The organism is Nitrosospira multiformis ATCC 25196 (assembly GCF_000196355.1).
Classification (GTDB): Bacteria; Pseudomonadota; Gammaproteobacteria; order Burkholderiales; family Nitrosomonadaceae; genus Nitrosospira; species Nitrosospira multiformis.
Map to the genome: position 1 here is coordinate 2,383,726 of NC_007614.1, position 24,228 is coordinate 2,407,953.

At 54.0% G+C, this 24,228-nt stretch carries 18 protein-coding genes and 1 pseudogene; 14 read left to right on the forward strand and 5 right to left on the reverse strand.

Annotation, left to right across the window (positions count from 1 at the left end):
• Window positions 1–2 precede the first annotated feature (2 nt).
• Window positions 3–824, reverse strand: a complete 822-nt coding sequence (locus NMUL_RS10930) for an alpha/beta hydrolase (RefSeq protein ID WP_104009760.1) — start codon at window positions 822–824, stop codon at window positions 3–5.
• Window positions 825–909: 85 nt separating this feature from the next.
• Between NMUL_RS10930 and ppa the strand changes: the two genes are divergently transcribed.
• The 3 genes from ppa (at window position 910) to NMUL_RS10945 (ending at window position 3,007) form a co-directional block, all read left to right on the forward strand.
• The gene (ppa, locus tag NMUL_RS10935) at window positions 910–1,458 is read left to right on the forward strand and encodes an inorganic diphosphatase (RefSeq protein WP_011381397.1); all 549 of its coding nucleotides are present in this window, start codon (window positions 910–912) and stop codon (window positions 1,456–1,458) included.
• Window positions 1,459–1,519: 61 nt separating this feature from the next.
• A complete protein-coding gene (locus NMUL_RS10940) occupies window positions 1,520–2,128 on the forward strand; it encodes a GNAT family N-acetyltransferase (RefSeq protein WP_011381398.1) in 609 nt (202 codons plus the stop codon).
• A gap of 141 nt (window positions 2,129–2,269) precedes the next feature.
• Window positions 2,270–3,007 (forward strand): intradiol ring-cleavage dioxygenase, encoded by a 738-nt coding sequence (locus tag NMUL_RS10945; RefSeq protein WP_011381399.1) that lies wholly within the window; start codon window positions 2,270–2,272, stop codon window positions 3,005–3,007.
• A gap of 119 nt (window positions 3,008–3,126) precedes the next feature.
• On the opposite strand, the gene NMUL_RS10950 is transcribed toward NMUL_RS10945, so the two are convergent.
• From NMUL_RS10950 to NMUL_RS10960, 3 genes are all read right to left on the reverse strand, one after another.
• Entirely contained in the window at window positions 3,127–4,170 is a 1,044-nt protein-coding gene (locus NMUL_RS10950; RefSeq protein WP_011380592.1) for an IS481 family transposase, read from the reverse strand.
• 118 nt (window positions 4,171–4,288) lie between these two features.
• Complete coding sequence (gene lon, locus NMUL_RS10955; protein WP_011381400.1) at window positions 4,289–6,661, reverse strand: endopeptidase La; 2,373 nt, start codon at window positions 6,659–6,661, stop codon at window positions 4,289–4,291.
• A gap of 462 nt (window positions 6,662–7,123) precedes the next feature.
• On the reverse strand, window positions 7,124–8,167 hold the full coding sequence (locus NMUL_RS10960) for an IS481 family transposase (RefSeq protein ID WP_011380592.1): 1,044 nt from the start codon (window positions 8,165–8,167) through the stop codon (window positions 7,124–7,126).
• 32 nt (window positions 8,168–8,199) lie between these two features.
• Between NMUL_RS10960 and NMUL_RS10965 the strand changes: the two genes are divergently transcribed.
• The 6 genes and pseudogenes from NMUL_RS10965 (at window position 8,200) to NMUL_RS10980 (ending at window position 11,226) form a co-directional block, all read left to right on the forward strand.
• On the forward strand, window positions 8,200–8,595 hold the full coding sequence (locus tag NMUL_RS10965; protein ID WP_011381401.1) for a hypothetical protein: 396 nt from the start codon (window positions 8,200–8,202) through the stop codon (window positions 8,593–8,595).
• 89 nt (window positions 8,596–8,684) lie between these two features.
• Window positions 8,685–9,044, forward strand: a complete 360-nt coding sequence (locus tag NMUL_RS10970) for a cupin domain-containing protein (protein ID WP_011381402.1) — start codon at window positions 8,685–8,687, stop codon at window positions 9,042–9,044.
• A gap of 63 nt (window positions 9,045–9,107) precedes the next feature.
• Window positions 9,108–9,191 (forward strand): annotated as a pseudogene (locus NMUL_RS16525) (hypothetical protein); the annotation flags it as partial.
• Window positions 9,192–9,203: 12 nt separating this feature from the next.
• Window positions 9,204–9,686 (forward strand): LppY/LpqO family protein, encoded by a 483-nt coding sequence (locus tag NMUL_RS16405; protein ID WP_238529922.1) that lies wholly within the window; start codon window positions 9,204–9,206, stop codon window positions 9,684–9,686.
• The gene (locus tag NMUL_RS16410; RefSeq protein ID WP_238529813.1) at window positions 9,646–9,882 is read left to right on the forward strand and encodes a DUF1259 domain-containing protein; all 237 of its coding nucleotides are present in this window, start codon (window positions 9,646–9,648) and stop codon (window positions 9,880–9,882) included. Before NMUL_RS16405 ends, NMUL_RS16410 begins: the two co-directional genes overlap by 41 nt.
• A 75-nt stretch (window positions 9,883–9,957) precedes the next feature.
• Complete coding sequence (locus tag NMUL_RS10980; RefSeq protein ID WP_011381405.1) at window positions 9,958–11,226, forward strand: MFS transporter; 1,269 nt, start codon at window positions 9,958–9,960, stop codon at window positions 11,224–11,226.
• Between the two features lie 353 nt (window positions 11,227–11,579).
• Here the strand turns inward: NMUL_RS10980 and NMUL_RS10985 are convergent, their stop codons facing one another.
• Window positions 11,580–14,264 carry a 3-keto-alpha-glucoside-1,2-lyase-like domain-containing protein gene (locus NMUL_RS10985; protein WP_011381406.1) on the reverse strand — a complete coding sequence of 895 codons (2,685 nt, stop codon included), beginning with the start codon at window positions 14,262–14,264 and terminating at the stop codon, window positions 11,580–11,582.
• 400 nt (window positions 14,265–14,664) lie between these two features.
• On the opposite strand from NMUL_RS10985, the gene NMUL_RS10990 reads away from it, so the two are divergent.
• From NMUL_RS10990 to NMUL_RS11010, 5 genes are all read left to right on the forward strand, one after another.
• Window positions 14,665–15,033, forward strand: coding sequence for a hypothetical protein (locus NMUL_RS10990; RefSeq protein ID WP_049783114.1), 369 nt, complete (start codon window positions 14,665–14,667; stop codon window positions 15,031–15,033).
• 418 nt (window positions 15,034–15,451) lie between these two features.
• Window positions 15,452–16,867 carry a TolC family protein gene (locus NMUL_RS10995; RefSeq protein ID WP_011381408.1) on the forward strand — a complete coding sequence of 472 codons (1,416 nt, stop codon included), beginning with the start codon at window positions 15,452–15,454 and terminating at the stop codon, window positions 16,865–16,867.
• A gap of 2 nt (window positions 16,868–16,869) precedes the next feature.
• Window positions 16,870–18,399: an efflux RND transporter periplasmic adaptor subunit gene (locus NMUL_RS11000; protein ID WP_011381409.1), complete on the forward strand. Its 1,530-nt coding sequence runs from the start codon at window positions 16,870–16,872 to the stop codon at window positions 18,397–18,399.
• Window positions 18,400–18,458: 59 nt separating this feature from the next.
• On the forward strand, window positions 18,459–21,635 hold the full coding sequence (locus NMUL_RS11005; RefSeq protein WP_011381410.1) for an efflux RND transporter permease subunit: 3,177 nt from the start codon (window positions 18,459–18,461) through the stop codon (window positions 21,633–21,635).
• 1,328 nt (window positions 21,636–22,963) lie between these two features.
• The gene (locus NMUL_RS11010) at window positions 22,964–24,178 is read left to right on the forward strand and encodes a DUF2863 family protein (protein WP_011381411.1); all 1,215 of its coding nucleotides are present in this window, start codon (window positions 22,964–22,966) and stop codon (window positions 24,176–24,178) included.
• Window positions 24,179–24,228 lie beyond the last annotated feature (50 nt).

A 24,228-nucleotide genomic window follows, 5' to 3' on the forward strand; every position in this document is an offset into this window, starting at 1 on the left:
ATTCAATGTCTTCCCAGGCTCGCATCTATGAATTTACCCAAAGCCTTCGCCCAGTCTTCCCTGGTGTAAATGAAGCCCTCATTGTGACCGCCCTGCAGCTCAATGAATCGCTTCGGATTGCGTGCTGCCTCGTACAGGGCTTGCCCTTGCTTGAACGGCACAATTTCATCCTGAGGACTGTGCGCGATGAATACGGGACAGCTCACATCCTTCAAATGCTCGAGAGTGTTGTATTTGAAACGGGAAAGCCGCCGAATGGGAAGATAGGGATACAGTTGCGCTCCCATGTCAGGAACCGAGGTAAACGCGGAAGTCAGAACCAGGACACCGGGTATTTCGCGGGCGGCCAGCCAGGAAGCGATTGCACCCCCTAAAGATTCCCCGAACAACACAACATCGGCAGGCGGAATTGCCTTCTTTTCGGTTATGTAGCGCCATGCAGCAACAGCATCCCGGTATGTCCCCTGCTCGGTCGGTTTACCGCTACTTTCGCCGTAGCCGCGATAATCGAAAATGAAGGTGTTATATCCCAGGCGGTAAAACATCGACAAATAATCGATCCGTTGGGAAATGTTCCCCGCATTCCCGTGAAAAAACAGGACAGTCGCTTTCGCATGAGATGCCGGGACAAACCAGCCATGCAGCCTTTCGCCATCCGCAGTCTCCAGTTCCACAGACTCATACGCGAGACCCGACTCACCCGGAGTCCCGGTGATGCCACGCCCGATTTCGGGATAATAAACGAGACTGGGCTGGGCGAAGAATATCACTGCCGCGAAAACGACATAGATAAGTGCAGCCATGATGGCCAAGCTGAGCAGCATGCGCATGGATCGTTTAATCCGCAGTTAAACACCGAAGCCGACAGCTATAATAGCGATTTTTCAGTGAACAGTAACAGGAACAAGAATGAATCTTGACAGAGTCAGCTCCGGCCGTGACGTGCCGAACGATTTCAATGTCATCATAGAAATACCCATGAACGCTGACCCCATCAAATACGAGGTGAATAAGGAAACGGGTGCAATGTTCGTTGATCGCTTCATGTCGACATGCATGCACTATCCCTGTAACTACGGTTATATCCCGCACACCCTCTCGGAAGATGGAGATCCGGTGGATGTTCTGGTAATTTCACCGGTTCCACTCATCTCAGGAGTGGTGGTAAGGTGCCGGCCACTGGGTATGCTTCAAATGACCGATGAGGCGGGCGGAGATGCGAAGGTCCTGGCGGTGCCAATCGACAAACTGTGCGCTCTCTATCGCGGGGTGAAATCTCACGCCGACTTGTCTGAACTGACACGCTCACAGATTGCCCATTTTTTTGAACACTACAAGGACCTGGAACCCGGCAAATGGGTGAAGATAACCGGATGGGCAGGGGTGACGGAAGCCGAAGTGGAAATTACAAGCGGAGTGAATCGCTATAACGCGGCCGCGAAAAAACCAATGTTTTAAAAGCAATGTCAAGGTTTCAGAGCTTGGCAGAACACCGCCAAACAACGGGCAGCATGAAAAAATGAGTTGGCTCGAACGCATCGTATTGAAGGGCGAGGTTGTCACCCTGGAACCGCTTGCGCCTGATCACATCGAGCCTTTGCGATGGGCGGTCAGGGATGGAGAATTCTGGAAGCTGTGGTTTGCAAACGTGCCCCCGCCCGAGCAGATGGAAAACTATGTAATCACCGCCATCGAAAACGCTGAAAAAGGAAACATCGCATTTGCGGTAAGACTGAATGCGACAGATGGAATAGTGGGCACGACCCGTTTCTATAACGTGGATGAAGCGAACAGGCGCCCGATGCTCGGCTACACCTGGTATGCAAAATCCGCCTGTAAAACAGGGGTGAACACGGAAAGCAAGCTGTTATTGCTTCAGCATGTCTTCGAGAAAAAGAAAGCGCTAGCGGTAGAGTTCAGAACACATTTTTTCAACCAGGTTTCGAGGAGCGCAATTGAACGCCTGGGTGCGAAACAGGATGGAATATTGCGCAACCACCAGATCATGCGCGACGGCTCCATCCGCGATACCGTCATTTATTCGATCCTCCAGCATGAATGGCCCTCAGTGAAGAACAATCTGCTAAACAGACTCTCGTCTAACCGGGGGGAGCCGGCGCCCGAATAATATATTGCATTATCATTAGATATATCGCAGGCTCCGCTCCTTCCACAGGAACTTCAAAAGCGGTCAAGCCCTCCAAGGCTCAGGGTGACCCAATCGCATATAGTCGCCGTCACATCGAGGAATACAAAATGGGGAGCGGGCATGAATCGACGAAAACTGCTGGGATTGCTCGGGATAGCCGGAATCGGCATGGCAGGACGGCATTCATCCCTCCATTCCGGGAATGAGGAGGTAGCCCGTAAAATGATTTCATGCGTGGTAACTCCCCAGCAAACGGAAGGTCCTTATTTCGTCGATGAACGCCTGCACCGTTCAGATATTCGATCCGATCCTTCCGATGGCTCGGTAAAGGCTGGCCTTCCGCTTGCACTCGAACTGCGCATTTTCACGGTGGGCAACGAGGGCATGGAAGGGTGCCTGCCGCTTGCCAATGCCATAGTCGACATCTGGCACTGCGATGCGCAGGGAATCTATTCCGATGTCGAGGACAGGAATTTCAATACAATGGGAAAGAAATTCCTGCGCGGCTACCAGTTAACGGACAGGAACGGCAGCGTGCGTTTTATCACCATTTATCCAGGGTGGTATCCTGGCAGAACCGTTCATATTCATTTCAAGATACGGACCGATCCCGGTTATGCGCGCGGCCGCGAATTTACATCGCAACTCTACTTCGATGATGCGATTACCGATAAGGTGCACGCACAACCCCCTTATGCCGAACACGCCAGCAAGGGTTCATATCAGCAGAGAACCAGGAATGAAGATGACAGCATTTATCTCAAGGGTGGAAGGCAACTGATGCTCAAGCTTGCCGGAGCAGAGACAGGCTATGCGACTGCATTCGACGTGGGGCTGGAAGCGGAAAAAAGAGATTGAAGGTCGGATGGGTCAGGATCCTATACCCTTGTTGGAAAGGGGAGCCTACGCTCAGATGTAGTAGTCGCGATCCCATCAGACAGTTTCCCGATTTGACTGGTGCAGTTGTCAGATCAGATTCAACTGTTCAGTAATGTGATTTTATCGTTCCACACCTCCTTTCCGTCAATTAATGTTTGCATGGGTGTTCGCCCGCAGCACATCTTGCCCTGATGAGTGCGGTCGTGATTGTAGTAGTGCAGCCAGTCATCCAGGTCAATTTGCAACTCCTCGATTGATCGGTATATCTTGCGCCGGAACGCGACCTGGTAGAACTCTTGCAGGATCGTCTTGTGAAAGCGCTCACAGATGCCGTTGGTCTGCGGATGATTGGCTTTGGTGCGAGTATGTTCAATATCATTGAGCGCCAGATAGAGCTGATAATCGTGAGTCTCTGGCTTGCCGCAATATTCAGTGCCTCGGTCGGTCAGAATTCGGATCAGGCCCATGTCCTGTTCTGCAAAGAAGGGTAGTACCCGATCGTTGAGCAAATCCGCGCCTGTAATCGGCGTTTTGGTCGTATAGAGCTTGGCTGTGGCCCACTTGGAGTAGGTGTCGACGAAGGTCTGCTGATAAATACGACCCACGCCCTTGATCGTGCCCACATAGAAGGTATCCTGACTGCCAAGGTAGCCTGAATGGGCGGTTTCCACCTCCCCATGGGCGACATCGTCGTCCTGCTTCTTCTCCAGGGCACTAACCTGCGCTTCGGTCAGCACTTCTCCAGTCTGCGCGATATGACATTCCAGTGCCGCCAACCGCTTCTTGAATGATTCCAGGTCCCTGCGCAGCCAGACAGAGCGAACGCCTGAAGGAGAAATGAAGATGCCGCGTTTGCGTAACTCGTTGGAAACGCGCACTTGCCCGAATGCAGGCTGCTCAAGGGCAAATGCAGCTACCGCCATCTCGACTGCTTCTTCAACTCTATTCTTGGGATTGGGCTTCCTTCGATTGGCATCAATCAGGGCATCGATACCACCATTTTCCATCGCTGACTGATACCGATAGAAGGTATCCCGGGAAAAGCCCATCACCTTGCAGGCACGCGATACATTGCCAAGCTCGGCTGCCAGATTAAGCAGCCCTACCTTGTGCTTAATAACATTTTGTTGAACACTACTCATGGGGTTACTCCTTTGCGCTTTCAGCGCTCAATTTGATAAAGATTCGCACCTCTATCAAACCGGGTAACCCCGCTTTTCGCAAGGCCCTACTGTCAGATTAAATCTGAACTACTACAGCTCAGACAAGCTTGAACTCCGACTCCTGACGTCGCGCCCGCTGACCCAGCGATGCCTGAATCGCATCGTCCACTGTTTCCAGAAAAACGAACTCCAAGGTGGAACGCGTTGTTTCCGGCACCTCGCGCAGGTCTTTCTCGTTGCGCGCGGGCAGCAGCACCACGCGTAAGCCCGCCCGCTGGGCTGCAAGCACCTTCTCCTTGATACCTCCCACCGGCAGCACCATCCCTCGCAGGCTGATCTCTCCCGTCATCGCCACATCCCGGTGTACCGGGCGGTTGGTAAAGAGCGAAGAAAGCGCTATGAACATCGCCACCCCTGCACTGGGACCATCTTTAGGAATAGCCCCTGCTGGTACATGCACGTGCACGTCGATGCCTTCAAATACGGATGCGGGGATGTGAAGACTGTCTGCCCGGCCTTTCAACAACGTAAGCGCCGCCTGCGCACTTTCCTTCATCACGCCGCCAAGCTGCCCGGTTAGGATAAGCTGCCCACGTCCGCTCACCCGTGTTGCCTCGATAAAAAGAATGTCACCGCCTACGGGTGTCCAGGCAAGTCCCGTTGCAACACCTGGCAAACTGGTGAGCAGCCCGGTCTCGTGCTCGAATTTGGCAGGGCCGAGGATAGTATCCAGATCTGCGGCATCCACGCGTACCTTAGCCTCTGCATCCGACGCAACACGCATGGCTGCATGCCGCATGACGCGCCCGATCTCCCGTTCGAGTTGCCGCACTCCCGCCTCACGGGTGTAATTGGCGATGATGCCATCGAGCGCTTCCACCGATATTTCGCACTGATCCTCGCTGAGGCCGTTTACCTCGCGTTGACGCCCCACGAGGTAACGCTGGGCGATCTGAAGCTTTTCCTCCCGGGTGTAGCCCGGGAGATCAATAATCTCCATCCGGTCGCGCACTGGAGGCGGCACGTTGTCAATAACATTCGCGGTGGCGATGAAAACAACACGGCTCAAATCGAAGGGCACCCCCAGGTAATTGTCCCGGAACGTAGAATTCTGCTCGGGATCCAGCACCTCTAGCAGAGCTGCCGATGGGTCGCCGTGGAGGCTGGCTGACATCTTATCCACCTCATCGAGCATCATCACGCAGTTTCGAGCGCCAGCCTTGCGCAGGCTCTGCACAATGTTACCCGGCATGGCGCCAATGTAGGTGCGACGATGGCCTCGCATTTCCGCCTCGTCATGCACGCCACCCAATGATACGCGCACGAAGGGCCGCTGCAATGCCCGTGCTATGCTCTGGCCCAGCGAAGTCTTGCCTACCCCCGGTGGTCCGACAAAACACAGGATAGGAGCACGCCCTTGGGGCTTCAACTTCTGAACGGCCAGGAATTCAATAATGCGCTGTTTGACGCGCTCCAGCCCGAAATGATCGTGTTCGAGAATTCGGCGTGCGGCATCGAGGTCAATAGGTGCATCTTCCGGGAGCTTCCAGGGCAACTCTGTCATCCATTCGAGGTAGGTATGCAGCATCGAATACTCGCTTGAAGCCGGAGGCATGCGCTTTAAGCGCTGCAATTCCTTTCTGGCCTGCGCCTCGATCTCTTCCGGCATGCCAGCCTTGGCCACCGCTTCATCCAGCTTCTCTATTTCCTGGTCGTCCCCCTCCGTCTCGCCGAGTTCTTTCTGGATCGTCTTCAATTGCTCCCGCAACAGAAACTTGCGTTCACGGTCTTCCAGATGCTCCTTCGTACGCTCACCAATCTCCTGGGATAATCTCAGTACCTCGATACGACGCGACAAAATCTGCAGCACCTTTCGCAGCCGCTCCTCGGTACTGACCGTTTCAAGCAGCATCTGCTTCTCCGCAACTTCGGTATCGAGCAGGCTTGCCGCGATATCAGCCAGGTGCGAAGGGGCGCGGGTCGCTTGTAGCGCATGCGCCAGTTCTGCCGGTACGCCGGGCAGCAGGGAAAGAATCTCCACCGTGCGCTCCCGCAATTGCATCGCCAGGGCTTCAGCTTCCGTCGATACCTCATCAGGCTCCGCAATAAGTCGCACACGGGCAGCGAGAAAAGGACGATCCTCGATCATTTCCTCGATGGAAAAGCGCCCCAACCCCTGACACACGGCATGCCGCAGCCCGTCGGATGAGGCAAGATGCCGCACAACGTTCACCACGGTACCTACATTAAACAGCGCATCCTGCCCCGGCTCATCCACAGCAGGATCTTTCTGCAGAATGATGCCTAGGGGCCTTTTAGGATCGAGCGCATGTTCCAGCGCAGCAATGGATTTGGCACGACCCACGGTGATTGCAGTCAGAACATGCGGGAATAGCACTATATTGCGCATGGGTATGAGGGCAATCACGTCCTGAGGTAATTCCGGCTTGGCTACGATAAGCTCTCCCATGGCGGTCTCTCTGTAGAAACATTCGAGGAATCGGCTGAGCAATCCGTGTAGTTCCGACTCGGATGCGCTCAATAGCTTTAGCGATCCGGCTGCAATACCGCAGCAACAAGGACACTCATTCTCTTTAGTCTAGCACCGGACGGCTGCGGGTCAACTTCTTATACCCGTTGAGGGGTTGGCATCGGTATCTTCATCTCCGTGTTTCCTGTCAAGTGAGGGAAAAAGCGGAGGGAATTGTAAGTGGCTTCAAGAGGCAAATATGCTGGAACAGATCATTCAAACATTGACGGGAAGAACGCCTGGCAAGATAGAATCACGGCAGGAGCATCGGGAGATGTTCCGATGTATTACCTTTTCTCAACCGATAGCCCACATTGCTGCTGGGACAATCAAATGAACTGTAGTAGTCGCGATCCCATCAGACAGTTTCCCGATTTGACTGGTGCAGTTGTCAGATCAGATTCAACTGTTCAGTAATGTGATTTTATCGTTCCACACCTCCTTTCCGTCAATTAATGTTTGCATGGGTGTTCGCCCGCAGCACATCTTGCCCTGATGAGTGCGGTCGTGATTGTAGTAGTGCAGCCAGTCATCCAGGTCAATTTGCAACTCCTCGATTGATCGGTATATCTTGCGCCGGAACGCGACCTGGTAGAACTCTTGCAGGATCGTCTTGTGAAAGCGCTCACAGATGCCGTTGGTCTGCGGATGATTGGCTTTGGTGCGAGTATGTTCAATATCATTGAGCGCCAGATAGAGCTGATAATCGTGAGTCTCTGGCTTGCCGCAATATTCAGTGCCTCGGTCGGTCAGAATTCGGATCAGGCCCATGTCCTGTTCTGCAAAGAAGGGTAGTACCCGATCGTTGAGCAAATCCGCGCCTGTAATCGGCGTTTTGGTCGTATAGAGCTTGGCTGTGGCCCACTTGGAGTAGGTGTCGACGAAGGTCTGCTGATAAATACGACCCACGCCCTTGATCGTGCCCACATAGAAGGTATCCTGACTGCCAAGGTAGCCTGAATGGGCGGTTTCCACCTCCCCATGGGCGACATCGTCGTCCTGCTTCTTCTCCAGGGCACTAACCTGCGCTTCGGTCAGCACTTCTCCAGTCTGCGCGATATGACATTCCAGTGCCGCCAACCGCTTCTTGAATGATTCCAGGTCCCTGCGCAGCCAGACAGAGCGAACGCCTGAAGGAGAAATGAAGATGCCGCGTTTGCGTAACTCGTTGGAAACGCGCACTTGCCCGAATGCAGGCTGCTCAAGGGCAAATGCAGCTACCGCCATCTCGACTGCTTCTTCAACTCTATTCTTGGGATTGGGCTTCCTTCGATTGGCATCAATCAGGGCATCGATACCACCATTTTCCATCGCTGACTGATACCGATAGAAGGTATCCCGGGAAAAGCCCATCACCTTGCAGGCACGCGATACATTGCCAAGCTCGGCTGCCAGATTAAGCAGCCCTACCTTGTGCTTAATAACATTTTGTTGAACACTACTCATGGGGTTACTCCTTTGCGCTTTCAGCGCTCAATTTGATAAAGATTCGCACCTCTATCAAACCGGGTAACCCCACCTTTGGCAAGGCCTACTGTCAGATTAAATCTGAACTACTACAAATGAACAGATACTTAGTCCAGCTCGACTTCATCTCCTTTATAAAATTCAACTCGTTGTCGTTCTGTTGCGCCAATACGCTGTTTTCCCCTTTCAACGCCCTTTTCACTTTTGAAAGCAGCGGAATCGGTAGAGCGCTGCTCGCTCTCTTTTTAGCTCCATTCGCCGGCCTGCTTCTGGGTGCAGTCTTTGGTATTCTTGCATATCCGCTTTACCGGTTTCTGACCTCCCATAGCGAGTTTCTGGCTGCTTTATCAGGCAGATTTCAGGAAATATCGGACGAAACCCCGGAGGAATCTCTTCCTGACAAATAGCGTTTACGACATTCCTCGCATGCGTTCTGCCTTTCACAGCGACAGGGGATGAACCCTGCCCATATGATCTTTTCCGATAGGAGTCTTCATTGAAAATCAAAGCCACCGTTGAAGAAGTATTATCCCGCATTCCCGGTCCCGTAACCGTGGAATGGCCAATGGGAGAACGTTTTGCCGTTGCCCTGGCGCATGGCACCATGTCGGTCGAGTATTACGCTCCCGTCGGACATGATCCGCAAACGCCGCACGAGCAGGATGAAGTCTATTTCGTCCATCGGGGAACGGGTGAGCTGGTGGTTGAAGGGGAGCGTTATCCATTCAAAGAGGGCGACTGCCTTTTTGTACCCGCCAACGTTGAGCACCGGTTCGAGAATTTCTCGAGCGATTTTGGAACCTGGGTGGTATTCTGGGGACCCAAAGGAGGAGAAAAAGGTATGGATCTCAGCTGAAGAATCCTCCTGGCCGAACGTCTCGCCAACGTTTGATCGACTAATACAGCCGAAATCGAGCGATTGACGGAACTTAAAGGAACGTATTCCAAGGAAGAAAATGTTTTCAAAGTATCCAAACCGCACACTGATGTAAAAATAAAGGTAGATAAATGGCCAATGCCGCCTTTCATGGGCTTGGGATCATGGGCTGGCTTTGCTCCTGCACAGGATGACCAGGTCGTAATGATGGGCGATACCGTGCTGTTCGAGGATGAGGTCAATCCTGCGATAAGCGCGGCTTTCGAGGCGGGGCTGGAAGTAACTGGCTTGCACAATCATTTTTTCTTTGATGAACCCAAGGTGTATTTCATGCACATCGGTGGCAGGGGAAGCGCTGCTGAACTTTCGGCCGGGGTAAAGAAGATTTATGACAAGGTCGCTGAAATCCGCGCTGTCCAGCCTGTTCCCTCTTCACGGTTTCCCAAGACAATCCCGCAGGAGAACAAGATTTCCCCTCAGCCTTTGGAACAAATCCTTGGAATGAAAGGAAGCTCAAAAGATGGCATGTTTAAAGTTGTCATCGGGCGCCCCGCCACTATGGGCGTCGGTGGGAAAAGAAATGGGTATAAACACATGGGCGGCCTTTGCGGGCAGCGATAGCGAGGCAGTGGTGGATGGAGATTTCGTCATGCTCGCCGATGAAATGCAGCCTGTCTTGAGAACAATGCGAGAAGGTGGCATCAATATTGTTGCGATTCATCAACACATGACACATGAGAAGCCGCACTATTTATTCATGCACTACTGGGGCAAAGGAATGCGAAGAACCTGGCTAAAACCATCAAGAATGCATTGAATGCACAAACTGGCCCTTCAGAATAGTCCTGTGTGACGCAATCTCAGGATAGCCTGTACCCGTCTGTGCCCGTCAATGAATCAGGTAAAGAAGGTTAAGTCGGTGGAAACAGGCCGGATCGGCAGAACACTTACCCGCCTGCTCATGCCGGTAGGAGTAGCCGAGGTTGCTTCCCCCTTACTGATCGCTCGCGCACTGCGTGGCTTTGCAGACGGTTATGTCGTTGTGCTTTTGCCTGCGTACCTGCTGGCGCTGGGGTTTGACCAGCTATATGTAGGCTATTTAAGTACGGCTACCCTTGCGGGATCCGCCCTGGCGACATTGGCGATCGGAGCAATGGGCTACCGCTGGTCAAGCCGTCGGCTGTTGCTGTTCGCTGCCCTGTTAATGACAGCTACCGGCCTTGCTTTCGCGAGCGTTTCTTCGTTTTTGCCGCTCCTCATTGTCGCATTTGTTGGAACCCTTAATCCGAGTTCGGGCGATGTGAGCATGTTTTTACCCCTGGAGCATGCTCGTCTGGCACAGGGAGCAACTGGTAACCTACGCACCACTCTGTTTGCCCGTTACACGCTTACTGGTTCGTTAAGCGCGGCTGTAGGTGCCTTGGCCGCTGGCATCCCCTCCTGGCTGATGCAATGGGCAGGGCTACCCTTGATTGATGGTTTGCGCACAATGTTTGTGCTGTACGGCCTGCTCGGCGGATTGGTTTGGCTGCTCTATCGGGCTCTGCCAGCGGGCGACATCTCTACCAAGCAGTTACCAGCGCCGCTAGGTCCGTCACGCAGTATCGTTTTCAAGCTTGCGATGTTGTTCAGCCTTGATGCATTTGCCGGGGGATTGGTGGTGAATTCGCTACTCACACTCTGGCTTTTTGAGCGATTTGGACTCTCACCGGGAGAGGCAGGAACCTTTTTCTTCTGCGCAGGGCTTCTATCGGCCGGATCGCAGCTCGCTGCACCTGTAATTGCCCGCAAGATCGGACTGCTTAACACGATGGTCTTCACTCACATTCCTGCAAACGTGTGTCTCATTTTTGCCGCAATTGCTCCAAACGTAGAAATCGCGCTGACGCTATTGTTCGTGCGAAGTGCATTATCGCAGATGGATGTGCCCACACGAACTGCCTATGTGATGGCTGCAGTTACGCCACCCGAGCGTGCTGCCGCGGCAAGCTTCACTACCGTACCTCGCAGCCTTGCCTCAGTCCTGAGTCCAAGCTTGGCCGGCGCCTTGCTGGCCAGCGGGCTTCTTAGCGCTCCCTTAATTGCTTGTGGAGCTTTAAAGATTGCATATGACTTGGCGTTGCTGGTGTCCTTCAGCCGCGTGAATGTTCCGCTGGATTAGGATACCTGTTTCAGGTGCTGCTACCTTTACTCCCCATTTCGAGGGAATAGTCGTTGTAGCTGAACTCTCCTTGTCAACGGGCGGCCTTCGGCAGCCGCCCGCTTCTGGTTCAGTTTTGCAATCACAATTTCTGTTCGAGTTTCCCAAAAGGAACAATAGAGGTAAAGCTGTTATCCCAACAGGTTGCGCATGAAGGTATAAAAAACGGCGAAGGAGACCCAATACCCGAATCAAAGGGATTCAGCCGTAGCTTTACTGATGGAACATTGAAAACTGCTTTTTCGGCTTTCCCCCACAGCAACCGAACTAACCGACAGAACTTTTAAACCTTCGAAATGATAGAGTTCTCCACTCTATGCATTGATCCGAACATTCGCGAAAGCTACGTTCCCTGTATGCGTTTGCAGCCCAATATAACCTGAATTGGGATCAACGCTGGGTGGATTCCCTCTAGCAGTATCGGAGGGGCTACGCTTAAACCGGGTTACCTCCTGACCGTTGAGCCGAACAACGTAATCCTGCTTTTTTACCTCGATTTCGTAGTGATGCCATTGTCGTGCCGCAAGAGAGATGTTGTTTTGGTAATTCTGCTGCCCTTCGCCGGTCCCCAATGACTTGATTTTATAAATTGCCCCGGTTCTCGCAAAAAATGAACCATCCGGCTCGCCGAAACGCGTATCACCCCGTGCTTCTTCATCGATCTGGATTTCAAACCCAGTATGAACCGCAACGAAGGCCGCATTGTCTGCGGGATCGACCGGATCGGGAGCGGGATCAGGCAGGCGCGAATCACGGAACCGAACGAAGACACCCGAGTTATCGTTGCCATTGCCTCGCGGGTGAGGAAGAAGAAAATCGAGGCGTAGTGTGAAATCCTCAAAGGGTTTTGGCTTGTAGAAGAGCAAGCCCATGCCTTTTTCATTCTGCTGGGCAATTATCGTGCGGCCAAACCGGGAGAACGAGCCTCCTCCAGCCATCTCCCAATTCGCGAACTGCGCATCGCTTCCGTCAAATAGGTACGTGAAACCTGGTTCCGATACCAAGAGTGGCGGCTCCGGCATCAGGTGATCTCCTAGTCGGCGGACCAGGGCAATGCCTGTGAGCATCGGGTTTGGTGAACCCATGGTAGGAAAGAGTGCGGGTCCAGCGACATAAGTATTTGTCACATTATGGAAACGGCAATCGGGATCGGTCACCGATTTGTTCGGATCCTCTCCCATTCGCAACGTTCCGGCTTCATGATGTGTCGTGCCCAGACCATCGCGGCGACCCCGACCGGCCTGATCAGAGAATTTATATGGCAGAACCGTTGCAAGTGAACTCGGATCAATATTCGTCACAATCACATTTCCGTTCTTGATGACATCGATTTTCTGACCGTTGGCAAAGACTTTCGCGACCTCATCCGACGCCTTATCCATCGCATCCCACAGTTCGTAGTCGCGAGAACTGGGCTGGAGGTTCACAAATGCTCGCCGTGCCTGGAATTCGTCTTTTTGTTGCGGATCAAGATCGAGCGTAACCGAGCTACCGAAGTCACTGTCGTTCTTGGGCTCCATCTCACCGATGCCGCGAATCGTAATGACGACGTGTGTGTCAGTCGCATTCTTGTGTGCATCGAACAGGTCAATGTCCGGGATTTTCTTGAAGAGCTCAGCTTCAGAATTGGTCCCGTTGGTGCCCAGACCTGACGCAGTAATCTGGAAATGGAAGTGGGCAAAACCATCTGCGGAACCATCGGCCTTCTTGAACTCATGTCGGCCTTTTACAAAAAGCGCCGACGCTTCGAGGGCTTTGACTGCCGGCGGCAGCGCTGCCAGTGCCGCGCGGGGAACTCGAAAATCGACATTCGAGCGTAAATGGGCTATCAGGTTCCTGCCAATTTTTCCATCCGTCCCAAAGGAAGTTAGCGCCAGACGAGCGCTCTCGATCGTGCCGAGAGCAATGATGACTTTGCTGTCCGGGGAAACAGGCAGCACTCCCCGCTCGGTAACGATCTCGCTCACGCGTCGCCCCCCTTCGGTATTGACAGTGTTGAGTTGCGTGACGTGGCAGCGTTCCACGACCATTAGCCGTTTTTTTACGTCATCAAGCCGATTTATTACTCCATCGAACGGGGTTTGGGTTGACGCCTCGCGGGCTGCCTTCATGAGTAACGGAACCGCGCTGAATTTGTTAAACGGAAAAAACCCGGCGTGCCCCACTTGTCCCTGCACGGCCAATGGTGCTTCAAGTTTTGCTTCATCGCGGAGCTTCTGGATAGAAGGCGGCGGACTCGGCAATTTATCGATGCCAAGCAGCTTGGCCAAATCGTTGATTGTTACTGGAGTGTTGCCATAATAGACTGCGGGATGATCGGGCAGCAACGCAAGATCATATACATCAGGGATCGAGGAGAGGGCTCCGAACAGCTGTTGCCGCATCGCCCGGTGTAAATCGCCAAAAATGAAATCATTCGTCTCTGTGACCCCGATCTGATCGCTTGATTGCCGGAAATAACCCTTTCGACCATCTGGCAGAACCTTTGCCGTTAAATCGTCGAGCACCCCTTTTGGCCAAACGTCTTTTGGCATTTCTGCGTCAAGCAATCGGGGCAACCACCCACCCCAGTAAATCGAGCGTCCGCCCAGGCAGTAAGCAAGCCCAGGAAAACCGAAAGGATCACTTGAATTCCAGGCAAGGCCCCAGACTTCGCCTTGCAGCGAATGATCCTTGCGGGCGCCAGCGGTATCGAGGCCGAGCATTGGTAGATTCTGCACGTGTTCCGGTAGGAGGAAGGGACCAGCCTCAAGCACGAGAATACGCTCACTGCGCTGAGTGCTTCGGAACCACAGATGTTCAGCAATAGCCGCACCAAATGTGCCCCCGCCAATTATGATGAAATCAAACGGCCGAAGATCGCCTCGGCCAGGCAATCCGGCAGCGGCACGGGCGTTTGGATCTATGGTAACGAGCGCTTCGTCAAAGGTATTGCAGTCGTAACGTCCGAGAACATCGCGGGTAAAGGCGGTGTTGTAGTCGGGGGCGATAAGTGGCATGGCGGTTTGCTCCTATATTTAATATCCGAGGATTTTGAATATTCGTAGAATTTTTCTGGTTCTATCGAACAGGACGCCATACAGTTACAGTTCTAGTTCTGATCTCCGCTCAACGATACCCTGACGCTCCCTGTTTTTATCCTCCGATACATAGCTGTGTTCGACACCATCATTTTATTTCTGTTATTAAACCTAGTTCATGAGCGGCGAATGTCAAGGAAAGGTATGAGCACAACGAGAAGGAGGATTAGCAGTTCTTGAGGTAGAAGTTCAAGTGTTATTGCACAACGGTTTTTGTCTACTGGCGCCGAACTCTGGGAGTAGAAAACAAACATTGGCACCACCGGCTTCAAGGGTATAGAATTCCTTTTCCCGTTTTTCTTATGCCATGAACAAAATCATGCCCAGGCGCCATATCCATTTCGTCATGCTCATGCTGTTCGTCAGCATGATGACAAATGCCTTGAGCTGGGCATTTAACGGGGAGGTCTTTGCGCATGAGCTTGATCACGCGCATCACGTTCTGTCCCTGGATCCGACGGCTCACCTCGAAGCCCATCAGCATGCTCTGCGTGACGACAAAGGTCACCTCGATGCAGCGACTCATCTGTGCCTGCACGCAGCCGGGCAATATCAGCCCTTTTTCCTGACAGCACCCCTCATGGTGGCAGCTTCCACTGCTGAGGAAGTCATAACAGGATTCGTCATTGTCACTATCCCCGAATCCATCCCCGATTCACCTCTTCATCCTCCCCGCAGAGTCTCTTAAGCCACGTCCCCGGACAGCTGAGCGTGATCGGGTCCAAATTCGAAACCTGTCAGCCTGAATCAACACCGGGCGCCTTCCGGTTTATCCGTCGGGCTTTTCGCAGGGTAATGGTTTCCATGTTGCACTCCTGAACCCTGGGGCAAGACTGTTCCGGGTATTCGTTTATCCCGAGAATGTCGATTCCCCCGATAAGGTTGTCTTGAGCATCCGTTGCATCCGTTTGGCCTCTGTTCAGTCCCTGCTCGACTCTGGAAGCGCGGAGCGAACAGCTTCGATCCTTCGATCCTGGCCAGTGAGGTCCTGAACCTGTCGAAGGGTTCAGGGTGAACAGGAGGCTAAGGACTTGAGGCGAAACTGCTATTTTATGTAATTAACCATAGGTTATGCGTTTCCCTTGATTACTCGTGAAGAAATTTCCATGAACTTTCATGCGTTGTTCATCATCAGCCGGTGTGTGCGTGTGGGAGCCATGCTTGTCCTTGCGATGACTTGCTTGCCCTCAGCAGGTGCTGACAGTTCCTTTACGGGCATCCGCACGCTTGAGGACGCGCACTCTCCCAGTGCTGCCGGCCCTGAGGTCAAGAGCAATCTCACCCTGCGGGATGCGGTGCGGCTTACGCTTCAGCACAACCCCGAACTGTCCTCCTTCGATAAGGAGATGCGCGCTCTGGAGGGTGTTACGTTGCAGGCCGGGTTGTTGCGCAACCCTCAGTTGTCGGTGGACGTCGACAATGCCGGAAACATGGGAGGCGTAAGTGGACAAGGAGCCATCAAGCAAAATGTCGAGCAGCAGGATTTGATCATTCGCATCAGCCAATTGGTCGAGTTGGGAGGAAAACGTGCAGCGCGGGTAAATGCTGCGTCGCTCGGGCAGGCACTGGCGGGCAAGGACTTCGAAACCAAACGGCTCGAACTCGTGGCACGGGTAGCGAACGTATTTACAGAGGTGCTGGCGGGGCAGGAGCAGTTGCGGCTGGCCGAGGAGAGTCAGCAGCTGGCTCAGCGCGTGGTGGATACTGTCAAGCGCCGGGTGCAGGCGGGAAAAGTGCCGCCCATAGAAGAGACTAAAGTGGGAGTAGCATTTTCCACGACGCGAATTGCCCTGGGCCAGGCGCAACGCGAGCTGGCCGCCGCGCGCAAACGCCTTGCGCTGCTATGGGGTGACAATTCGCCCCAGTTTGGGGAAGCGCTAGGAGCTCTGGAATCGAGGATCGTCCTGCCCGATTTGGCCGCATTGACCGAGCGAGTCTTGTCGAGTCCCATGGCGGATCGCGCCAGAAAAGGCATAGAACATCGCCAGGCGCTGCTCGAAGTGGAGCAATCCCGCCGCATTCCCGATATCACCCTTGCGGGCGGCATGATCAAGCATTGGGAATCAGGGGGAACGACTGCGATCGTAGGCGTCTCCATGCCGCTGCAATTCTTCGACCGGAACCAGGGAAACCTGCGGGAAGCCTATCAACGCCTGGATAAGGCACAGGATGAGCAAGCCGCGACCGACCTGCGCCTCAAGGCGGAACTGGTACAGGCCTACGAATCGTTGACCGCAGCCGAGAACGAGATATCGATATTGCGCGGGGAGATATTGCCTGCGGCCCGAAGTGCTTTCGATGTGACGAACAAGGGTTATGAGCTCGGCAAATTCGGCTTTCTTGAAGTGCTCGACGCACAGCGCACCTTGTTTCAGAACCAGGTTTTATATGTGCGTGCGCTCGCCAATTACCACCGCCTTGTCAATGAAATCGAACGTTTGATTGCAGCCCCCCTCGATGGGAGGGCGAGACAGGACACCGATGAACCGGCCTATACCGATTTTACGGATGATAAGGAGTAGAAGTGAATAACAGGAAGAAACTGATTTCAATCCTTTCCGTAATCGCCGCAGGAATTGCACTCGGCGGGTTGATACTCAGATCCGATAAGACTTCGCAATCCGTCTCCGGGGATTCCGCAGCCCATCCCGCTCATGAAGCACCGGCGGTCGAAGGCAAGGCATCATCGAACTATCAGGAGGGGCCCAAAGGCGGAAAGCTTTTTACCGAAGGTGGAACAGACGGCTTTGGCCTGGAGGTCACTATTTTCGAGGCCAACGTGCCGCCACGCTTCAGGCTCTACCTGTATGAAAAGAGCAAGCCCCTGCCGCCCGCTGCCGCCAGGGTCATCATGACGCTGTCACGCCTTGGGGCACCCGCCCAGGTATTCGAATTCAGGCCTGAGGCCGATTATCTGGTAAGCGATCAGATAGTAGAGGAGCCGCATTCGTTTGATGCCGTGATTACCGCTCAATGGAAAGGCAAGACAATCCGTTGGGAATACAGCCAGGTCGAGGCCAGGGTGGAAATGCCGGACGAAATGCTGAAAGGTGCCGGCATTGAAATACGCACGGCCGGCCCGGCAATCATCAAACCCTTGCTCAAGCTGCCTGGCGAGATCATCTTTAACGAGCATACGATCGTCCAGGTGGTACCCCGCCTGCCGGGAATAGTCACGGCCGTGAAGCGTCACCACGGCCAGCAGGTGCAGAAAGGAGAGATTCTTGTGGTGATAGAGAGCCAGATGCTGGCAGAGCTGCGCAGTCAGTACCGCGTAGCCAAGAAACGGCTGGCGCTGGCGGAGACCACCTACAAGCGCGAACGGCAGCTCTGGGAAGAAAAAATCTCCGCCAAGCAGGACTATCTCGTCGCCCAGGAGTTGCTGAATGAAGCGGAGATTGCAGTGGATCTGGCTGCGGTCAAGCTGCAATCGCTCGGGGTGGAGCCGGAAGCGGCAGCTTCTTCCGGCAATCTGGCTCGCTACGAAGTCCAGGCCCCGATATCCGGCCTGATCATCGACAAGACTGTCGCCCTCGGTCAAACGCTGAAGGAAGATGAACATATTTTTGTTATTGCCGATGTCTCGACAGTATGGGCCGGCATCACGGTTTATCCAAAAGATCTGGATGTAGTCAAGGTTGGACAAAAAGCAATCGTCAAGGCAACAGCGTCGGATATAGAGGGGGAAGGCGTTGTTATCTACATCACCACTCTGATCGGCGGCCAGACCCGTACCGCCACGGCGCGGCTCGCCCTGCAAAACAAGGAGGGAAAATGGCGTCCCGGGATGTTTGTAACTGCCGAAATGGTGGCCGAAGAAATTCACGTACCTGTTGCCGTATCTGCCGACGCGCTCCAGACACTCCATGGCTCGACTGTAGTATTCGGGCGTTATGGTGAATATTTCGAAGCGCGGCCGCTGGAGCTGGGGCGTAGCGATGGCAAGATGATCGAGGTTCTCGACGGCTTGCAGGCAGGAGAACAATACGCGGCAGGCAACAGCTTTGCGATCAAAGCCGAACTGGGTAAATCGGGCGCCACTCATGAACACTAGATCCGGGTCAGGCAATGGCTCTAACCATCGCGATCAAATAGATCAGCTCCACCGACATCATGATTGAGCGCATCCTCGAACTCTCCATTCAGCGGCGCGTGCTGGTTCTGATGGCGGTGCTGACAATGGGCGGCGTGGGAATCCATAGCTACCTGAAGCTCCCCATCGACGCCGTGCCCGACATTACTAACGTTCAGGTACAGATCAATACGCGGGCAACCGGGTATACCCCGATCGAGGTAGAACAACGCGTAACTTTCCCGATCGAGATGATCATGGCGGGGCTCCCCAATCTCGCGTACACCCGCTCGCTTTCCCGCTACGGCCTCTCGCAGGTTACGGTTATTTTTGAGGACGGCACGGATATCTACCTCGCCCGTCAGTTGATCGACCAGAGGCTGCAGGAAGCCAAAGAGCGTTTACCGGTCGATGTGGAAACGACTATGGGGCCGATCTCCACCGGTCTGGGCGAGATTTTCATGTGGTCTGTCAACGCAAAAGAGGGGGCGCGAAAGCCTGATGGGTCGCCTTACAGCATCACCGACCTGCGGGAAATCCAGGATTGGGTCATCCGGCCGCAGTTGCGCATGGTACCTGGCGTCACGGAAATAAATGCTCTCGGAGGTTTCGTCAAGCAATTCCATGTCGCGCCCTACCCCGAAAAGCTGATCTCTTTCGGATTGACACTGGATGACGTCATCATCGCATTGCGCCTCAACAACCTTAATGTCGGCGCTGGATACATCGAGAAAAGCGGCGAGCAGTACCTGGTGCGAGTGCCGGGACAGGTGGCAAACCTGGAAGAGATTGGGAACATCACCCTGGGATCCCGGCTGGGGATACCCATACGTATCAAGGATGTGGCCGATGTGCTGATAGGACGGGAATTGCGCACCGGTGCCGCGACCCAGAATGGGCAGGAGACCGTGATCGGCACCGCCCACATGCTGATCGGGGAAAACAGTCGTGTCGTTTCGCAGGCGGTCGCAAAAAAACTTGCCGAAATCAACCGGAATCTGCCGAGAGGTGTCGAAGCAATCGCTGTCTATGATCGGACGACGCTCGTGGACAAGACGATCAGGACTGTTGCCACCAACCTGCTCGAAGGCGCGATACTGGTCATCGTCGTGCTGCTCCTTTTCCTTGGCAATCTGCGGGCGGCCGTCATCACTTCGCTCGTGATTCCCCTCTCGATGCTGTTCACCTTTACCGGAATGGTAACCAATGAGGTCAGCGCCAATCTGATGAGCCTGGGGGCACTCGATTTCGGCCTCATTGTGGACGGCGCGATCGTCATCGTGGAAAACAGCATGCGGCGGCTGGCTCATGAGCAGGCTCGACTGGGGCGGCAACTCTCGTTGAACGAGCGTCTCGCAGCGGTATTCGACGCGACCAGGGAAGCGCGGCGTGTGCTCATTTATGGCGAGCTCATCATCATGGTGGTTTATCTTCCCGTCTTCACGCTTTCAGGGGTGGAAGGAAAGATGTTCCACCCAATGGCCTACACGGTATTAACCGCCCTGCTAGGGGCAATGATTCTTTCCATAACGTTTATCCCGGCGGCGATTGCACTCTTCCTGACGGGAAAAGTGACAGAAAAGGAAAGTGCGGTGGTTGCGTGGGCAAAGAAAGCCTACCTGCCGGCTCTCGACGCCGCAATGGGGAACCAGGGCCTCACCGTCGCCATCGTGGTTGTAATTGTTGTGTTGAGTGGCCTGCTAGTCACAAAAATGGGGACGGAGTTCGTGCCCAGTCTCAATGAGGGAGATATCGCGCTGCACGCGATCCGCATTCCCGGCACCAGCCTGACCACAGCCATCGAGATGCAGCATGAGGTGGAGGGGACGATCAAGACATTTCCCGAGGTGGAGCGTGTTTTCACCAAGATCGGGACTGCCGAGATTGCAACCGACCCCATGCCGCCGAACGTGGCGGACATCTTCGTCATGCTAAAACCCCAGTCGCAATGGCGGAAACAATATTCCACGAAAGCGGATCTTATTGCCGCGCTGGAACAGGCGGTAGGCCAGGTACCGGGCAACAATTATGAATTTACTCAGCCCATCCAGATGCGGTTCAACGAGTTGCTGTCCGGTGTGCGAGCGGACGTGGCGGTAAAGGTATTCGGTGACGACATGGACACGCTGTTCAGGGTAGCAGACCAGGTCGAGCATCTGCTCAAGACTGTTCCAGGCGCGGCGGATGTAAAAACCGAACAACTTACCGGGCTGCCGGTGCTGACCGTTCAGCCTGACCGTGTAAAGCTTGCGCGTTACGGATTGAATATTGCGGATATACAGGATGCAGTAGCGGTTGCCATTGGTGGAAAAAATGCCGGAACCATTTTCGAGGGCGACCGCCGCTTCGAGTTGCAGGTGCGGCTCCCGGAACAGTTGCGGGCCGATCCGGATGCACTCCGGCGATTGCCCATCGGTATTCTCATACAAGGACCGTCAACGCGAAATCCGCAAAGCCAGTCACCCCTCGGCATGACCTACGTTACCCTCGGCGAAGTCGCCGTCATCGAAGTCCTCCAGGGACCCAATCAGGTGAGCCGGGAAAACGGCAAGCGCCGGGCTGTCGTTACAGCAAATGTACGAGGCAGGGATATTGGTTCCTTTGTCGAAGAAGCGGAAGCACTGGTGGTAAAGCAAGTGTCAGTTCCTTCGGGATATTGGCTCACGTGGGGGGGACAGTTCGAGCAACTGGTTTCTGCGGCGAAGCGGTTGCAAATAGCAATTCCCCTGGCGCTTGGACTGATCCTGATGCTGCTTTATACCATGTTCGGCAATTTTCGGGACGGGCTGTTGATGTTCACCGGCGTTCCCTTTGCCCTCAGTGGCGGTATAGTGGCCTTGTGGTTGCGGGACATTCCCTTGTCCATTTCCGCTGCGGTCGGGTTCATTGCTCTGTCTGGTGTCGCCGTGCTGAACGGTCTCGTGATGCTGTCGTTCATACGGGACTTGCGTGCGCAAGGCCGGTCGCTGGAAAATGCCATCAAGGAAGGAGCGCTCGCGAGATTGCGGCCGGTATTGATGACAGCCCTGGTGGCTGCCCTCGGGTTCGTTCCCATGGCCCTGGCTACAAGTATCGGGGCGGAAGTGCAGCGGCCGCTGGCAACGGTAGTCATTGGAGGAATTCTCTCATCCACCGCGCTGACACTGCTGGTACTACCGGTGCTGTACCATCTCGTCCATGGAAGAGATGCGCTCTCCCATCGGGACAAGTTGAAATGACGTCCATTTCCCTATTTTTGGTCCGACTGCTGCGACTCCATTCCTGACAATGATCTACCACGCGTTTCGGGATTTCAAACCGATTCAATCATGGGAGTGAGCGTCGACCCGGATATTTCGCCAAACCGATCTGAGAATTGCAGAAAGCCGCATGAACATGAGCATTTGATCAACCAAGGCGGAGTCCAGTTCACCGTCGGCTTTCATGGGGGCCAGGGGTATCTTGCAGCAAACCTACTCCCAAAATACTTCGCATTATCCGGTGATCTGGTGAAATATCCGGGTTAACGGCGAGGATCACTGGCTCTACACTCGCTCCTTTCTTCCCCTTCAATTCCCTTACCTATTTTGGCATGGGTCAAATTGTATCCGCTGCCCGTAGCATCCACCTACCTGTCACCTGCCGGGGTTGTCGGGCTGCCGCTATTTTTTTGGGTGACAGCCTCCTTCCCGCTTCCATTTCCGGATAAAAATTTCCCTACTCCCTGTTCCCGCCCAACCTGCCCGTAAAGGATTTGGTTGAGCTTGCTTGCGGCATGGGGTGCGCTAAACATAAAACAAACAGGCGAGAGTTGGGTGCCTCTTCCCTGGCTCAAGCTGCTCCGCTGCATGGAAGGTTATAACTTTGGATTCAGGAGAAAGTGTTGCGCCCTACCGAACCCGTCAAGCTCACCAGATTGATGGAGCGTACCCCGGCAATCCCGATATCAGGATCGGGCTCATCGACGGACCTGTCGCCATCCGTTAATTTCTTAAAGAAGGAGGTGTGAAAATGAGTATGCCAGGATTTACTGCGGCGGATTCGCTCCCCCGAACTACCGTGCAATAACTTCGATTACAAACCCCGATGGGGAATGCAAACCGACAGGCAATATCCCTACGGCAGCGGGCAACTTCTGTCTCTCGACTTTTTTCGTTGCAGTCATGCGTACGTGGTCAGTCATTCGGCTGTCCGCCGCCCGGCGTGGGCGCACCCTGTTATCTCCGGCGACGCACGAGTCGATATCACCCTTGTCAGGGGGATGAGAAAACTGAAAATCAGGTGGGGTCAAGCGGGGTTTGGGCGAGGTTTTGCTGGTCTTTCAATTTTGAATTGGACGGAGTTGATTGCGGAGGACCTGCAGAAGCCCCCTGCCTCCAGCTATGTCCCACAGTCTGCTGCCTGCCCTGCCTTGCTGCCTGCCGGCCACCCGATTGCTTGGGCTGAGAGAATTTCTTCCCCACCATGCCATAACGGATGAAATGTTTTCATCCTAAGTGCTTCAAAATATCAGGGAATTCAGGATTTAGGTTAAAATAATCCTTTAACCATCCAGGACGCCAATTTGATGAAAAAACTTCGCGTCCCTCATCGCACCAAGTCTGCGCGCGTGGTTCAGGAGCTGGTCCGCCTGGCTGCGGGACTTGCCGCCTCTGGCAGCCGCGTAGAAGACGCCTTCTGGGAGAATTGCCTTACCGCAAAAATACATGCCCAATTGCGAACGGGAGACGATCAGAATCTCGAATCTGCACTGGATCAGCTTTATGACACTGATCCTGGAGGCTACAGTGAATTCATGTATGCCATCGAAGCCGCAATAGAATGCAGTATATTCACGCGAGGGAATCACACTTACGACGTTTTGATGCTTGCTGTACCGATGCTCACCTGGTCGCGTTTTTCGATTCCCTCGGGACTAATAGCAGAATCCGTGCTTTCTGAACTTCGGGGGCAGTTGCAGGTGCAGGTGTTGGCGGACGATGCCCAGCTTGCGCTTGCAGATTGTCTTTTCAGCCCCGATCAATTGCCAAGAGGCTATCATCTTACACATGAACTGGCTCGCAAACTCTGGTCGACGGCGGTGACCGGACAACGCGACTTGCATATGAACCCACGGCAGCTCCCTGAAACGGGACGATTTCTTTCTGATACCCGTTATCTCCTCGGCGGGATCGCGGTACCTCAGGGAAAACCCATGTTCCGCTGGCAGCAAGGCACTGCGGGCGAACACAAGGGCAGCAACGTTTCCGCTCTCCAGTTCTCCAAAGAGCAGATACTGCATGCATGGCAAACTCACGGTACTGCGGTGCTGCTGCCGCTATTCCAGGGCTGTGCGTTTGAGCTGCTGATGCCGGATGGCTTTTTTTCAGCATGGCGCGCCGCGGATCGTCTGGCGCGCCCCTATTCGGTGCGCGCCACGGTTGATTTTCTGGAAACCACTTTGGGTATTTCCCCCGACAGATTGCGTGCAGTGATCGCGCCTTTCTATGATCAGTGGCTGGAGGAATACCGCATTGGATTCACCCTCAAGGATCGGGACAGCGTGCTCTACGGCATCATCTGGGGACTGGTAGGGGATGAGGATGAAAATACGGATAGTGTCGCTCAGATCGAGGCAGCGCTGCGGGAATGCGGAGTGACACAAACCATACTACTGCAGGAGCATTTTCTTTTGGAGTACTGCGAAGAATGCGGGGGACCCCTGTTTCCCAACGTGAATGGTGAAATCGTGCATGCAGAATTCCCGGAAGAAGGTGAAGTGGCCCCCATACACCTGCATTGAGAGTGTTCATCATCTTATTCAGGAGCATCAATTTTTTCCGGAAGAGGAAT

Coding starts and splice junctions, on each gene's coding strand:
- NMUL_RS10985 (WP_011381406.1), bottom strand. CDS start 14,264: ATGCCACTTATCGCCCCCGACTACAACACCGCCTTTACCCGCGATGTT.
- NMUL_RS16405 (WP_238529922.1), top strand. CDS start 9,204: ATGCCGCCTTTCATGGGCTTGGGATCATGGGCTGGCTTTGCTCCTGCA.
- ppa (WP_011381397.1), top strand. CDS start 910: ATGAATCTTGACAGAGTCAGCTCCGGCCGTGACGTGCCGAACGATTTC.
- NMUL_RS10940 (WP_011381398.1), top strand. CDS start 1,520: ATGAGTTGGCTCGAACGCATCGTATTGAAGGGCGAGGTTGTCACCCTG.
- NMUL_RS10995 (WP_011381408.1), top strand. CDS start 15,452: ATGAACTTTCATGCGTTGTTCATCATCAGCCGGTGTGTGCGTGTGGGA.
- NMUL_RS10980 (WP_011381405.1), top strand. CDS start 9,958: ATGAATCAGGTAAAGAAGGTTAAGTCGGTGGAAACAGGCCGGATCGGC.
- NMUL_RS11005 (WP_011381410.1), top strand. CDS start 18,459: ATGATTGAGCGCATCCTCGAACTCTCCATTCAGCGGCGCGTGCTGGTT.
- NMUL_RS10990 (WP_049783114.1), top strand. CDS start 14,665: ATGCCCAGGCGCCATATCCATTTCGTCATGCTCATGCTGTTCGTCAGC.
- NMUL_RS11010 (WP_011381411.1), top strand. CDS start 22,964: ATGAAAAAACTTCGCGTCCCTCATCGCACCAAGTCTGCGCGCGTGGTT.
- NMUL_RS10945 (WP_011381399.1), top strand. CDS start 2,270: ATGAATCGACGAAAACTGCTGGGATTGCTCGGGATAGCCGGAATCGGC.
- NMUL_RS10930 (WP_104009760.1), bottom strand. CDS start 824: ATGCTGCTCAGCTTGGCCATCATGGCTGCACTTATCTATGTCGTTTTC.
- NMUL_RS10960 (WP_011380592.1), bottom strand. CDS start 8,167: ATGAGTAGTGTTCAACAAAATGTTATTAAGCACAAGGTAGGGCTGCTT.
- NMUL_RS16410 (WP_238529813.1), top strand. CDS start 9,646: ATGGGTATAAACACATGGGCGGCCTTTGCGGGCAGCGATAGCGAGGCA.
- lon (WP_011381400.1), bottom strand. CDS start 6,661: ATGGGAGAGCTTATCGTAGCCAAGCCGGAATTACCTCAGGACGTGATT.
- NMUL_RS10950 (WP_011380592.1), bottom strand. CDS start 4,170: ATGAGTAGTGTTCAACAAAATGTTATTAAGCACAAGGTAGGGCTGCTT.